13 protein-coding genes, 1 tRNA gene and 1 pseudogene are annotated in these 12,766 nt (G+C 68.7%); 8 read left to right on the top strand and 7 right to left on the bottom strand.

Annotated features, from left to right (window positions below; all coding sequences use genetic code 11):
- Window positions 1–166 precede the first annotated feature (166 nt).
- Genes AB0J16_RS35035 through AB0J16_RS35025 form a run of 3 tightly spaced genes read left to right on the top strand, consistent with a single transcriptional unit; the run spans window position 167 to window position 2,788 of the window.
- A complete protein-coding gene (locus AB0J16_RS35035; RefSeq protein ID WP_358547530.1) occupies window positions 167–1,192 on the top strand; it encodes an alanine racemase in 1,026 nt (341 codons plus the stop codon).
- Between the two features lie 9 nt (window positions 1,193–1,201).
- Complete coding sequence (locus AB0J16_RS35030; protein ID WP_357941542.1) at window positions 1,202–1,582, top strand: Rid family detoxifying hydrolase; 381 nt, start codon at window positions 1,202–1,204, stop codon at window positions 1,580–1,582.
- Between the two features lie 9 nt (window positions 1,583–1,591).
- On the top strand, window positions 1,592–2,788 hold the full coding sequence (locus AB0J16_RS35025; RefSeq protein WP_358206059.1) for a hypothetical protein: 1,197 nt from the start codon (window positions 1,592–1,594) through the stop codon (window positions 2,786–2,788).
- A gap of 126 nt (window positions 2,789–2,914) precedes the next feature.
- Here AB0J16_RS35025 and AB0J16_RS35020 read toward each other — a convergent pair whose 3' ends face one another.
- Window positions 2,915–3,466 carry a TetR/AcrR family transcriptional regulator gene (locus AB0J16_RS35020; RefSeq protein ID WP_358547528.1) on the bottom strand — a complete coding sequence of 184 codons (552 nt, stop codon included), beginning with the start codon at window positions 3,464–3,466 and terminating at the stop codon, window positions 2,915–2,917.
- A gap of 4 nt (window positions 3,467–3,470) precedes the next feature.
- On the bottom strand, window positions 3,471–4,091 hold the full coding sequence (locus AB0J16_RS35015) for a LysE family translocator (RefSeq protein ID WP_358547525.1): 621 nt from the start codon (window positions 4,089–4,091) through the stop codon (window positions 3,471–3,473).
- A gap of 103 nt (window positions 4,092–4,194) precedes the next feature.
- On the opposite strand from AB0J16_RS35015, the gene AB0J16_RS35010 reads away from it, so the two are divergent.
- Window positions 4,195–6,939 (top strand): AAA family ATPase, encoded by a 2,745-nt coding sequence (locus AB0J16_RS35010; protein ID WP_358547523.1) that lies wholly within the window; start codon window positions 4,195–4,197, stop codon window positions 6,937–6,939.
- Between the two features lie 100 nt (window positions 6,940–7,039).
- Here the strand turns inward: AB0J16_RS35010 and AB0J16_RS35005 are convergent, their stop codons facing one another.
- On the bottom strand, window positions 7,040–7,426 hold the full coding sequence (locus AB0J16_RS35005) for a response regulator (protein ID WP_357647542.1): 387 nt from the start codon (window positions 7,424–7,426) through the stop codon (window positions 7,040–7,042).
- A gap of 116 nt (window positions 7,427–7,542) precedes the next feature.
- On the opposite strand from AB0J16_RS35005, the gene AB0J16_RS35000 reads away from it, so the two are divergent.
- A tRNA-Arg gene (locus AB0J16_RS35000) sits at window positions 7,543–7,614 on the top strand.
- Between the two features lie 139 nt (window positions 7,615–7,753).
- Here AB0J16_RS35000 and AB0J16_RS34995 read toward each other — a convergent pair.
- Window positions 7,754–7,849 (bottom strand): annotated as a pseudogene (locus AB0J16_RS34995) (DUF3631 domain-containing protein); the annotation flags it as partial.
- 541 nt (window positions 7,850–8,390) lie between these two features.
- Here AB0J16_RS34995 and AB0J16_RS34990 point away from each other — a divergent pair.
- Window positions 8,391–8,696 carry a hypothetical protein gene (locus tag AB0J16_RS34990; protein ID WP_358547520.1) on the top strand — a complete coding sequence of 102 codons (306 nt, stop codon included), beginning with the start codon at window positions 8,391–8,393 and terminating at the stop codon, window positions 8,694–8,696.
- 310 nt (window positions 8,697–9,006) lie between these two features.
- Window positions 9,007–9,438 (top strand): hypothetical protein, encoded by a 432-nt coding sequence (locus AB0J16_RS34985; protein WP_358547518.1) that lies wholly within the window; start codon window positions 9,007–9,009, stop codon window positions 9,436–9,438.
- Here the strand turns inward: AB0J16_RS34985 and ssb are convergent.
- The 3 genes from ssb to AB0J16_RS34970 form a co-directional block, all read right to left on the bottom strand.
- Entirely contained in the window at window positions 9,432–10,217 is a 786-nt protein-coding gene (gene ssb / locus AB0J16_RS34980) for a single-stranded DNA-binding protein (RefSeq protein WP_358547515.1), read from the bottom strand. The two genes, AB0J16_RS34985 and ssb, sit on opposite strands and share 7 nt — an antisense overlap.
- 111 nt (window positions 10,218–10,328) lie before the next feature.
- Window positions 10,329–10,535, bottom strand: coding sequence for a hypothetical protein (locus AB0J16_RS34975; protein ID WP_358547512.1), 207 nt, complete (start codon window positions 10,533–10,535; stop codon window positions 10,329–10,331).
- A gap of 362 nt (window positions 10,536–10,897) precedes the next feature.
- Complete coding sequence (locus tag AB0J16_RS34970) at window positions 10,898–11,458, bottom strand: hypothetical protein (protein WP_358547510.1); 561 nt, start codon at window positions 11,456–11,458, stop codon at window positions 10,898–10,900.
- Between the two features lie 126 nt (window positions 11,459–11,584).
- Here AB0J16_RS34970 and AB0J16_RS34965 point away from each other — a divergent pair, with 126 nt between their 5' ends.
- A complete protein-coding gene (locus tag AB0J16_RS34965; RefSeq protein WP_358547507.1) occupies window positions 11,585–12,181 on the top strand; it encodes a hypothetical protein in 597 nt (198 codons plus the stop codon).
- Window positions 12,182–12,766: the final 585 nt, after the last annotated feature.

The following is a 12,766-nucleotide window of genomic DNA, read 5'->3' as shown; positions in this document are numbered from 1 at the left end:
CCGTACAAGATCATAAAAACTTCGGCGCCCAGCCACCTCCACTCGGCCTGCCATACAAGATCATAAAATAAACATGAGATAGGGTCAGGCGCGGACAAATGGGGGTGTTGTGCAGGGAATCCACGAACACAATCGGTCCGTCTTCGACGGGGCCACCCTCCCTCTGATGGTCGTGCATCAGGAGGCGCTCGAGCACAACATCGCGACCATGGCCGCCTTCGCCCGCGATCACGGCATGGAGCTGGCGCCGCACGCCAAGACGCACATGTCCCGAGAGATCGCCACCATGCAGCTCGAAGCGGGCGCATGGGCGCTCACCGTGGCGACGGCGCGGCAGGCGATGGCGGTGCGGGAGTTCGGCGCGGCCAGGGTCATGGTGGCCAACCAGATGGTGGACCCCGCCGGGCTGGAGTGGGCGGCGACGGAGCTGGCCGCCGACCCGGGCTTCGACTTCCTGTCCTTCGTGGACTCCGTGGCCGGGGTGGACATCCTGGCCCGCCATGCCTCGTCGCGGCCGTTCAGTGTGCTGGTCGAGCTCGGGCATGAGGGCGGGCGGGCCGGGTGCCGGACGCTGGAGCAGCTGCTGGAGGTGGCCGCGCATGTGCAGCGGACCGACGGGGTGGAGCTGGCGGGTATCGCCGGGTACGAAGGGGCGCTGAAGACGGCGCCCGAGGTCCGGAAATATCTGTATCTGTTGCAGGATGCCGCCGAGCACATCCGCGTCAAGAATCCCATCCTGACCGTCGGCGGCAGCCAGTGGTTCGACGTGATCGGGCGCGAGCTCGTCACCACCCAGGCCAGGATCGTCCTGCGCGCCGGAGCGTACGTCACCCACGACGACGGCTACTACCGCGAGCGCACGCCCTTCAACCGCGTCCCCGGCGAGTTGCGGCCCGCGTTGGAGGTGTGGGCGCACGTGCTGTCCACGCCCGAGCCGGGGCTGGCGATCGTCGGCCTGGGCAAGCGCGACGCGCCGTACGACGAGGGCCTGCCCGTTCCCAGGCGCGGCGGCGTCACCATCGTGAAGATGCAGGACCAGCACACGGTCGTCCGCGCCGACGGGCTCAAGCCGGGCGACCTGCTCGCCTTCGGCATCTCGCACCCGTGCACCGCGTTCGACAAGTGGCGCACGCTCCCGGTGGTCGACCGCGACTACCGCCGCGTCGGCACAATAAGCACCCAATTTGGTTAGGGAGATGCTGTGAAGAAGGAATTGAGAACCACCGAGGGCGCGGCCCCGGTCGGCGCGTACTCTCAGGGCCTGGTCGTCGGCGACTTCGTCTACACCTCGGGCGCGGGGCCGCTCGACCCGCAGACCGGTGAGGTCGTCGGCGACGACGTGGCCGCCCAGACCCACCAGACCATGCGCAACCTCGGCGCCATCCTCGCCGCCCACGGCCTCGGCTTCGACGACGTGGTCAAGGCCACGGTCCACCTGCAGCATCTCAAGCGCGACTTCGCCGCCTACAACGAGGTGTACAAGTCGTACTTCAGCCAGCCGTACCCGGTCCGCACGACCGTCGGCTCGGACCTGATGGACATCCTGGTGGAGATCGACTTCGTCGCGCACAAGAGCGCGTAAGGTCGGTCCGTGGACAGTTCGGTGTACGTCTTCGTCGAAGATCTACGCGGCGAGGGCGTCGAGCGGGTGCTCGACAGGATCAGCGGGTACGGCGTGGCGGGCGTGACCGTCGGCGCTGTACACCACGCCTCCCGCGACGTCACCCCGCACGGACTGTCCAGGCTCACGCTCCGCCACGACGGCGCCCACTTCGTCCCGCCGGCCGACCTGTTCTCCGGTCTGCGGCTCAGGCCGACGGCCGGATACCAGAACGCGCTCGACGGCCTGCGCGAAGCCTGTTCGGAGCGGGGGCTGAAGCTCCATGGCTGGACGGTTTTCCTGCGCAATGCCACGATCGGCACCCAGCACCCAGATGTGACCGTGCGCGACTGTTTCGGTGATCGCGGCTCACTCACCGACCTGTGCCCGGCGCATCCCGATGTGCGGCAGTATGCCGTCGCGTTGGCCAGGGCGGTCGCCCGGCTCGGTGTCGACAGCGTCGTGGCCGAGTCGCTGCACTTCAGGCCGCTCAAACCGCAGCGCTCGTTCGTGCCGCTCGGGCCGATGGACGCCTACCTGTTCGGCCTGTGCTTCTGCGACTACTGCATGCGCCGGGCCACCGACCTGGGCGTCAACGCCGAGGTGGCCCGCGAGGAGTGCGCCAGGATCGTGGGCGGGGTGTTCGACGGCGACCCGCCCGCGCAGGGCGAGGTGACCCGGGCGGCACTGACGGCGTACGCGGGGCCCGAGGTGGTCGCCTACGCCCGCGCCCGGTCGGAGACCGTCACCACGCTGGTCTCTGAGGTGGCCTCCGCCGTGGCGGACGAGGGCTCCAAACTGGTGTTCATCGACTCCACCGGCGCCGTCAAGGGCTACACCGACGGGCTGCCCTCGCCCGGCCTGGCCGCGCACGACGCCTGGCAGCTGGGCGTGGATCTGGTGGCGCTCGGCGACCTCGTGCCCGCGTTCGGCGTGCTCGCCTACGCGCGCGACGCCGCCCGCGTGGCCGACGACGTGGGCGCGTACCTGCGGTCGGTGGGCAAGGATCGGGAGGTACGCGCGGTGCTGCGGCCCGGTTATCCCGACAGCGATTCGGCCGACCGGCTGGTCGCGAAGGCGCGGGGGGCCAAGGCGGCGGGGGCGTTGGCGGTGGACTTTTACGCCTATGGGCTGATGTCGTACCCGGTGCTGGACCGCATCCCAGCCGCACTGGCCGAGGCCCTCTGACCGGCGGCGAGGGCGGGGGCGGGGGCGAGGGCGCTGCGGTGGGCGGCGCGGCGCCGGATTTATCCCGCTAAGACATGACGCCACCACCGAGGACCTCGGCCACTACCTGGCCCGCGAAGTCGTCCCTCAAGACATGACGCCACCACCATCAAGCACCACGGACACCGCCTGACTCGCGAATTCGTCCGTGAGCGGCAACCCCCGGAAAACCGCCCTGATCCACACCGCCCCGGCCAGTAGATCGACCACGAGCATCGGGTCGACCGACCGCTTCAGCTCACCCCGCCGTACCGCCCGCTCGAAAACCTGCCGCTCCCGCGCGAACCGATCCGCGAAGAACCTCCGCGCGTCCAACTCGGGATGGCGTACGGCGGCGCCGAGCGCGGCCACCGCGATGTCCCTGGCCGGCGGCTGGGTGAGCAGCCGCCTGATCCCCTCCACGAGGGCGACGAGATCGCCACGCAGGCTCCCCGTGTCCGGCGCCTCGAACTCCAGCGCCTCCGCCTCCACCAACGCCGCCCCCAGCAGCGCGGCCTTGGACGGCCACCACCGGTAGATCGTCGTCTTGTTGACGCCCGACCGCTCGGCCACGCCCTCGACGGTCAGACCGTCATAGCCCTTCTCCGCGACCAGCAGCAGCGTCGCGTCGAAGATCTCCTGCTGCTTCCTCGGCGCCATGCGCTCATTTTCTCCCGGCGAACGCCGTGATCACGCCCAGCCCCAGGTACACCACACCGCTGAAGAGCCGCAGCCCCCTGGCCCTCCTGACGAGGCGGGCGCCGAGCGCCCCGGCGGTGAACGCGTACACCAGATCGGAGAGCACCCCCAGCACCAGAAGCGTGGCACCGAACACCACGATCTGCAGCGCCGGCGACCCCGCCGACGGTTTCACGAACTGCGGCAGCAACGCCAGAAAGAACAGCGTGACCTTGGGATTGAGCAGATTCACCACGACACCTTCGAGGAACACCTTGCCGAGCGGCTGCGCCGGCTGCGACACCCCGGACTCGGCCTGCTCCTTGCCGGTGAGCGCGCGTACCCCCAGATAGACGAGATAGGCGACTCCTGCCCACTTGACGATCCCGAACAGCGTCGCGGACCTCGTGATCAGGTACGAGAGCCCGGCCGCGGCCGCCACGATGTGCACCAGCGTGCCGGTCTCCACGCCGAACGCGCTGGCCAGCCCCGCCGCGCGGCCCTGGGAAAGCCCCCTGGCGGTGATGTAGAGGTGGTTCGGGCCGGGGATGAGCACCAGCGCGAGCGAGGCGCCCACGAAGAGCACGTACGTGGACCAAGGGATCATGAAATATAAGCGTAAAGCGGCTTTGGCCCGCTGTTGAGAGCCAATCGGGTACCCCGTTCCTGGACCAATCGGAATGTCGGCCAGGCGTGGCATAGTTGCTGCCGTGAAGGGTCTCCTGGTCGGGCGCGCTGCTGAGCTGGCGAGACTCGCGCGCGTGCTCGAATCCGCCGCCCTCGGCACCGCCGAGGTGGCGCTTGTCGGCGGCGACGCCGGCATCGGCAAGACCCGGCTGGTGTCCGAGCTGGTCGCCGAGGCCGGTTCCCGTGGCTTCAACGTGCTGGTCGGGCAGTGCGCCGAGCTCGGCGACACACTGCCCTACCTCCCGCTCGCCGACGCCCTGCGCGGCGCCGAGCCCGCCGTCCGCGAGGCGGCCGCCGCCCACCCCCTGCTCGGCCAGCTGTTGCCGGGCGTGGAGAGCGCGCCTCCGGCCGGGCTCACGCAGCAGCGGCTGTTCGGCTCGCTGCTGGGGTTGCTGGCCGAGGTCCAGCCGGTGCTGTTCGTGATCGAGGATCTGCATTGGGCCGATCGCTCGACCCGTGACCTGCTGGTGTTCCTGAGCCGCATGGTGCAGAGCGAGCGCGTGTGCGTCGTCGGCACCTACCGCACCGACGACCTGCACCGCCGCCACCCCCTGCGGCCGGTGCTGGCCGAGCTGAAGCGCCTGCCCAGCGTCACCCACCTGGAGCTGGGCCCGCTCGACTCCGGCGAAATGTCCGACTACGTCGCGACCTTGGGTGATGTGGACGCACAGGAGCTCGGCGTGATCGTCACCCGGGCGGGCGGCAACCCGTTCTATGCCGAGGAGCTGTTCGCCGCCGTGGCCGAGGGCGACACACTGCCCGACGGGCTGGCGAGCCTGCTGATGTCCCGGGTCGAGGTGCTGTCCGAGCCCGGCCAGCGCGTGCTGCGCGCCGCCGCGGTCGCCGGCCGCCGCGTCGAGGACGAGCTGCTGCGCGAGGTCTCCGGGCTCCCGCTGGCCGACTTCGAGGAGGCCGTACGCGAGATCGTCTCGCGCGGCCTGCTCCGCGTCGACGGCTACGGTTACGCCTTCCGGCACGCCCTGCTGCAGGAAGCCGCCTACACCGACCTGCTGCCCGGAGAACGCAGCAGACTGCACGCCGACTTCGCGCGACTGCTCACCTCGCCCGCCGAGCTCGCCCACCACCACCTGGCAGGCCACGACCTGGCGGGGGCTCTGGCCGCCTCCGCGAAGGCGGGCAGGCTGGCCGAGCGCCTGGGCGCGCCCGCCGAAGCCCACAGCCACTACGACCGGGCGCTGAGCCTGTGGGACCGAGTTCCCGACGCCGCCGAACTCGCCGGTGAGGAGCGGGCCACGCTGGCCTTCCGCAGCGCGGTGATGGCGGCCGACAGCGGCGACAACCACCGCGCCGTCCAGCAGCTGCGCGCCCTGCCCCCGACCTCCGAGGTCAACGAGCGGCTGGCCTATTACCTGGTCGAGCTCGACGACCAGGAAGGCGCCATCGCCGCGGCCCAACGCGCCGTCGAAGCCGCCGCCGACCAGCCCACCCTCGCCCGAGCCCTGGCCACCCATGCCCGCACGATCACCTGGTCCGCCTGGCACGCCGAAGCCGAGGACATCGCCCGCCGCGCCATCGAGACGGCCAGAGCCGCCGGCGCCCGCGACGCGGAAGCGGGCGCCCTGCTCACCCTGGCCCTGCACGCGGAGAACGAAGGCGACATGACCCGGGCCCGCTCGCTCGCCCAGACCGCCGCCGCCGCGAACACCGGCCACCTGGCCATGGACCTGCGCGCCCGCTTCCACTACGCCCGCATCCTCTACGAGCAGGGCCTGCTCGTAGAGGCGGCCGAGATCGCCGACGCGGGCATCCAACTGGCGGTCGAAACCGGCCTCAACTGGAGCACCTACGGCACCGACCTGCGCTTCCTCCGCTTCCTGATCCACTACGTGGCCGGCGAATGGGACGAAGCCGAGGCCACCGCCGCCGGCTTCGGCGCCCGCGTCGGCACACTGCCGGAGGCGGTCCTGTCGTCGTTCGCCCTGTTCGTAGAGGTCGCCCGCGGCCTGCCCGTCGTCGAAGCACGCCTCAACTGGCTGCGCCCGTTCTGGTCCGACGTACTCGTCGCCTACATGTCCCGAGGCATGGCCGCCGAACACGCCCTCTGGTGTGGGGAGCCCGCCCTCGCCCTGGCCCACGTAGAGGCCGCCATGGCCACCCTCGAACCCGGTGAGACGGGCACCTTGCGCGTCGCCGCCATCGGCCTGTGGGCCCTAGCCGACCTAGGCCAGGTGGAGGGCGCCGACGACCTCCTCAACCGCGTCCGCTTCGCCGTCGAATCCGGCCTGGTGGGCGAACGCGGCCCCATGGGCCCAGAAGGCCAAGCCTGGGCCCTGCGAGCGGAGGCCGAATGGCACCGCGTCCACGGCCGCCTCGACGTGGAGCTGTGGCGGCGCGTGGTGGCGGCCTTCGACTTCGGCTTCGTCTACGAGGCGGCCCGCGCCCGCTGGCGCCTCGCGGAGGCCTTGCTGGCAGCAGGCGCCCGCACGGAAGCCCAGGCGGAGTGGGACCTGGCCCGAGAGGCAGCCGGCAAACTCCGCGCCACGCCATTGGAGACCGCCCTGAGCGACTTCGCCCGCCGAGCCCGCTTCACCACCGGCGGCGGCGGCCATGGCGACGGGGGCTTGACGGCACGGGAGACCGAGGTGCTGCGACTGGTGGCGGAGGGGTTGACGAACCGGGAGATCGCGGAGCGGCTGTTCATCGCGCAGAAGACGGTGAGCGTGCACGTGTCCAACATCTTGGGCAAGCTGGAGGTCTCTACGCGTACGCAGGCCGCTGCGGAGGCCCGGACTCGCGCGCTCCTATAGCCCAAACAGCCTTCGCGCGCTGCTCTTGCTCTATGCCCCCGCGCCCCTGCACTGGGAAGTGGCCCCGCGCTGGTCGCGGGGCCACTGACACCTCAGGGGCTCAGACCCGGCTTCCCGCCGCAAGATCGCGGACCACCTCAATGAGCTCCGCCGGGTCGAACGGCTTGGTGAGATAGGCGTCGACGCCAATCCCTCGCCCCCGCCGCTTGTCATCGTCCTGCGCCCGCGCCGTGATCAACACGACCTTGATGTGGCTGGTCGCCTCATCGGTACGCAGCCTCTGCGCCGTCACCCAGCCGTCAAGAAACGGCATCATCACGTCAAGCGTGATGACATCGGGCATGACATCGAGCACCCGCTCGAGACAGTCCTGCCCATCGGTGGCGGTGGCGACTTCGAACCCTTCCAGGCTCAAGTTCACCGCGATCAACTGACGGATGACCTCGTCATCGTCCACGACCAGTACCCTGCCAAGAACCTCGCCCACGGCCGCAAAGCTACCCGTAGTGGCGCGGTCACGTGGGGTTTTCCTTGGATGTGTGGCTGGACCTTTATCGTGGTGCGGAGTGGTGGCCCGATACTGGTAGCCTTATCACTCGTTGAGCCCCCTTAGCTCAGGGGATAGAGCACCGGCCTCCGGAGCCGGGTGCGTAGGTTCGAATCCTACAGGGGGCACACGATCTTGACCGGCGGCTTTGGCCGCTGACCAGGGCAAACATCGTACGAACGGGCGGGCCTCCAGTCTCACGGGGTCCCGCCCGTTCTCGTTGTAGCTCGCGGGTTGTGGACCAGTTACGGACAGATCAGCACGGAGCCACAGATTCAGCTCGGTGGCCAGGTCGCGGAGAGCGGGCCGGTCACGGCGGTGCCGGTAGGGAGCAGCGTTCTCGCCGGGGGCGCGGCGGCGCATGCGGATGACAACCGCGCGGTCCTCGATGGTGTCGGGCATCGCCCCGATGCCGGCGAGTGCGGCCATGGCGAAGGTCGGGATGCTTTCGACGCGGTTGGTGGCCGCGTCGTATCGCTTGGCTGGGCGGTTGCGCTGGTGTCCGGCGTTGAGCAAGCCGCGGAGGTCTTCGTTGCCGTCGGCCTTGGGGCCGAAGATGGTGTCGGCCTCGTCCACGAGCATGGTCGGCGAGTCTTCGGTGATGGAGCGGTAGACGGCGGCGCTGGAGGAGTTGACGGTGATGAACGGCTCGTGGCAGGTGGCCTCCACCACGTCCAGGAGCCGGGACTTGCCGCAGCGCTTCTCCGGACCGCGGATGACCAGGCGGGGCGCGTGCGCCCATGCTGGCTGGGCGTGGGTGGCGGCGATCCAGAGGGTTACGGCGTCGGCGGCCTCGGGGCTCGGCAGGATGACGTAGCGAGTGAGCGCGGCGCGCAGTCGGTCGAGCAGAGCGGCGCCGTCAGGTGTGCGGTCGTTCATGGCTGGTGCTCCTTGCGTGGTGTTCATGCGGCCCTGGCTGCCGTCATCGCAGACCAAACGCGCCGAGCTTGCGCGTGCCTACGGCGCGGACGATTATGCGCTGGTGGAACCGGTATATGCGCCGTTCTCCGATCCGCCTGCGGTGTGTCGGAGGAATCTGCGCGATCACGACCGCCTGCACCTCGAGGTGATCGGCGATGGTGTTGGCGCCCGCGTTGCCCGGACGCAGCTTGATGGCCAGGCACTCGCCGGTGTTGTCGCACCGGGCGGTCAGCGGGAACAAGCCGAAGCTGCCCTTGAACGTCCCGGCCGCGCTTCTTTGTCACTGTGACAGATCTGGATCGTGGCATCCAGCCGGATCACGACCCATTCGCCCAGGTCGCCGTAGCAGGTCCGCGAGGCCGGAATGCCGCCCTGCCGGGCTTCGATCAGATCCCACACCCGCCGCCGGGCCCTGGCCCGCGCAGCCGCGACCTTGTCGCGTTGCCGGGAGGTCACCTCCTCCAGCGTCCGCCACGCGGTCGATGATGAGGAGACCGGCCCGAACCTGTCCCGCTGGCCCACGTACGGAGGGCATACCGCCGATATACCGGGTTCTCTTAGCGTTGCTCCCCGTCCAACACCTATAGAGGGGACCTGAAATGCGCAAGATCTGGACCTTCACTGGGATAGTTGCCACCGCGGCGATCGTCGCCTCCACCGGGGCGGCCCCGGCTACCGCGGCCCCGGCCGCAGCCGCAGCGCTGGCCACCTCGTCGGATGCGCCGACGAAGGCCACCGGCGTCAAGACCAGGGTGTACAGCCATAGGCCCGATTTCGGCACGCTGCAGATGCGCTATGGCAAGTACAAGAACAAGACGTGGATCTGGGCCCGTATCGAGAAGCCGACGAAGTTGGCCAACGACAAGTATGAAATCACAGTCGCGGGCCAGGGCACGTACCTCCACAAGAACATCAGCGGCACCAGCTACACCACGGCGTTGGAGGCCAAGGACGGCGTGAAGTACAAGGTGTGCATAGCCAAGATCGACGCGCAGCTGTGCACGGGCCCCGAGCTCGCGTGGGTCTACTGACTCGTTAAAGACCGAGGGCCGGGGCGAGGCCAGGACGGCTCGACGGCCACCATGCCTCCGGCGAGCCGATCCGCCCGCCCCACGGCGGCGATGCGGTCGAGAGCGTCGGCCCAGCCCCGCGGCGCCTCACCCAGGCGCAGGCCCACGCTGAGCAGCACCCCGCGTGCGCCCCGCTCGGTGACGGCACGCCTCCACTCGGGGGCGAGCCTCACTGTGCCGTCGAACAGCGTGCCGCCCGGGCCGTCGACCCGCAGCGCGCTCCCGCTGGGCAGCTCCACCCGCCAGCCCGCCGCGCTGTCGAGGGCGTTGTCGAGCGCGGCGACCAGGTGGAGCCCGTGCTGAAGCCCCCAGGACATCACGGCGTCGACCCGCTCGCCGCCCGCCGGGATGGACACGTTCAGAACGGAGGCGTCGCTGAGGCGCCCGGGGCCCGCGCCCGTGGGAGCAGAGCTGACCGCCAACGGGGAGGTCGCTCCCGCGCTGGGTTCCTGGTCACGCTGCGTCTTGACGACCTTGGCGGACGCCCACTTCAGCGACGGGCCGACGTCTTCGACCTCGACCTCGAACACCGTCCGCTTGCCGCCCTCGCGATCTTCATAGGTGCGCTGCTTCAGCCGCCCCGTGACCACGGCCCGGCAGCCCCTGGTCAGCGACTCTGCGTAGTTCTCGACAAGCTTCCGGAACGCCGAGCAGCGCAGGAACAACGTGTCGCCATCGCTCCACTCGCCGGTGGCCTGGTCCCGAACTCGCCGCGACGACGCGATGGTGAACGACGCCACCGCCACACCCTGCTGCGAGAAGTTCAGCGAGGGATCGTCGGTGAGATTGCCACCAGTGTGATCGTGGTGTCTCCGATAGGCATGACAGAACTCCTTCGGGGTTGAGAAGGGCTACCGGCGCTCACAGCGAGCCATCGAAGCGACGACCCTTGAGTTCCGGAACCCAAGGAAATGGATAGGCTCGACCAGGGCATACACTCGCCGGTTCAACCGGACGCGGGCTTCAGAATTCGCGAACTCGCGGGAGACTTGGGTGAAGCGCAGTTCGGGGTCGCTGGTCAGGTTGCCGATGATGGTGATGGTGGTCTCGCCGGACATAGCGGGCTTCCTTCCTTGAGGCCGGGGTTAGTGGGTGCCGTTGCGGTACAGGCGGCGGAGGTAGGCGTAGAGCTGCCAGCCGAGGCGTGGCCGCATGCCGGTGCCGTCGCGGGCGCGGCAGGTGCGGTTCTTGCCGCCGGGGCGGCATCGGTTGCATCGGCCCCAGGGGCCACGCCAGGCAGACGATGATGTAACTGAGAGTGATTGCCAGTAGGCAGGCCGCTAGAAGGGCGAGGACAGTGGCTATGTGAGCCCCCAGGGCCGTTTCCGGAGTTTCCGCAGGTCGGGGTCTAGGTGCTAGATCGCAGGTCGGGTGCCGTTTAGGGCTCTAGGCGGGCCTCTGGACCTAGAGGGGTCTGCCTCTAGGTCCAGAGGCGATCGGCTGGGTTACGACGCCTTGCCTCTGTCACGCTGGGTGAGTGCGGTGGCGATGTCGTCTCGGGTGATACCGATGCGGTTGCACCCTTGCCGCCGCCCTCGGGCGTGCCCCAGACCTGCATGGTCTTGATGCCGTACGGCTTGCGCGCCGTGGTGAGCTGAGCCGTCTTCGCGCCGCCCTCCAGGCGCGCCCACAGGCCGTAGATGTTGGGCCGCAGTTCGGCGAGGCGATCCACGATCGTCTCGTTCCAGACCTTGGTCTCGGACAGCGGGACCACGGCCAGGATGTCGGCGAGCAGGTCGAAGGTGGGTGCGTGCTGCTCGGGCGTCTCGCCGAGGGCGTGTCCGCTCAGTGCTCCCGTGCTGGCCCGTAGCGCGTGGGCGCGGTCGGCGATGCGTTGCGTGGCGGGCGTGTCCAGGTAGGCGTTGCGCACCAGCTTGGGCATCGGGGTTGCGCCGAGCAGGCAGCCGATACCGGCGTCCACCTTCGGTTGGAAGACGGTGGCGCGGATGCCGTTCTTGTAGGCGGACGTGCCGAGGATCATGTCGTTTTCGAGCTGGCCGGCGACGCGCAGACAGAACCGGATGGAGGGCGGGGGTAGCGTTTGTCTCCTGCCTTCCACCGCAGCTGCACACACTGACCTCAGCCAGAGCAACCGAGAGGTGTTTGCGTGGCGTACGAACCTCTGGCTCGCTATGAGCGCATCCTCGATGAACACCAGTGGATGGACGAGAGCATGAACTGGCTGGTTGTCCAAACTCTCGGACCAGCACCCGGAAGCGTCGACTCCATCGGCGCACGCTTGTCGAAGTTAGGCGTCTGTGATGTCGACATGGAGATGGATCCCCGGGAGGGCTGGGCAGAGTATGACGGCCGACTGGCCGTGTCGGTCGACCTTCAGCAAAAGGGCTACTTCCTCTTCTCGGACACAGACCTCTACGACGAGAGCCCTATCCGTGAACTGAGCTTGGACGGATGCCGAGTCTGGGCTTTAAGAGCCGTCTTGGGGCAACACGAGATGATCTACGCCTTCGACGGCGAGATCCTCATGACGTGGAACACCTTCCGTATCACCGACCGGCCACTCGCACATGACCCGATCGACGAGGACATCCAATTCCTGCAAGAGGTCTGTGCGGAGGAGGGCAAGCGGTTCGATATCGCCGCGATGATGGCAGTGTTCGAGCGAGGCAGTGGAGTCGCCATGGACGTCAACTGGGCTAGCGCGCCGCGGCCAGCCGTGATCATCAGTGACCCTATCTGGTAAGCCCTCCAAGGGTGATGTGCCTGCCGCGTCCTCCGCTCCGTCTTCAGGGGATCGGGATGCCGGATCACGAGCGAAGCGCGAACCGTGGTCTTGAGCCCAGCCGTCTCCGACATACAGCACGTTGTCCTCCCCATGCTCTGGTGGCGCGAACCAGGTAGTCGTCTGGGATTCCGCCACCTAATGACTAAGTGCTCACGTCGACCAGACAGGCACGACATCCGTCGACCACGGATAACGCGCGGGCCGTCGCCAAGGATCCTGAGGCGTACACCGATAACGAGGCGCCGCCGAGCGATGTCGCTTGAACCTGGCCGGTGGCGCTGGACACCACGTCAGCAGGAGGCTCGCTGCATAATCGTGGGCCATGTGTGGGCCATCCATGGCCCTGATCGAGTGACATTCGTGAATTGTCCCTGGTCAAGGGCATGCCCACCAGCAAACCTGTAATGCTCTCCAGAGCCGGGTGCGTAGGTTCGAATCCTACAGGGGGCACGCGATCTTGATCAGCGGTTCCGGCTGCTGACCAGGGCGAACATCGTACGAACGGGCGGGCCTCCAGTCTCACGGAGTCTCGCCCGTTCTCGT

Source organism: Nonomuraea sp. NPDC049750, from assembly GCF_040659625.1.
Classification (GTDB): domain Bacteria; phylum Actinomycetota; class Actinomycetes; order Streptosporangiales; family Streptosporangiaceae; genus Nonomuraea.
This window is presented reverse-complemented; position numbering and strand designations above follow the sequence as displayed.

What these genes read in the sequence shown, in the direction of transcription:
- AB0J16_RS35035 (WP_358547530.1), top strand. Translation starts at nt 167, where the DNA reads ATGGTCGTGCATCAGGAGGCGCTCGAGCACAACATCGCGACCATGGCC.
- AB0J16_RS35020 (WP_358547528.1), bottom strand. Translation starts at nt 3,466, where the DNA reads ATGGCGCCGAGGAAGCAGCAGGAGATCTTCGACGCGACGCTGCTGCTG.
- AB0J16_RS35015 (WP_358547525.1), bottom strand. Translation starts at nt 4,091, where the DNA reads ATGATCCCTTGGTCCACGTACGTGCTCTTCGTGGGCGCCTCGCTCGCG.
- AB0J16_RS34990 (WP_358547520.1), top strand. Translation starts at nt 8,391, where the DNA reads ATGCGGCCCTGGCTGCCGTCATCGCAGACCAAACGCGCCGAGCTTGCG.
- AB0J16_RS34985 (WP_358547518.1), top strand. Translation starts at nt 9,007, where the DNA reads ATGCGCAAGATCTGGACCTTCACTGGGATAGTTGCCACCGCGGCGATC.
- AB0J16_RS34975 (WP_358547512.1), bottom strand. Translation starts at nt 10,535, where the DNA reads ATGTCCGGCGAGACCACCATCACCATCATCGGCAACCTGACCAGCGAC.
- AB0J16_RS34970 (WP_358547510.1), bottom strand. Translation starts at nt 11,458, where the DNA reads ATGATCCTCGGCACGTCCGCCTACAAGAACGGCATCCGCGCCACCGTC.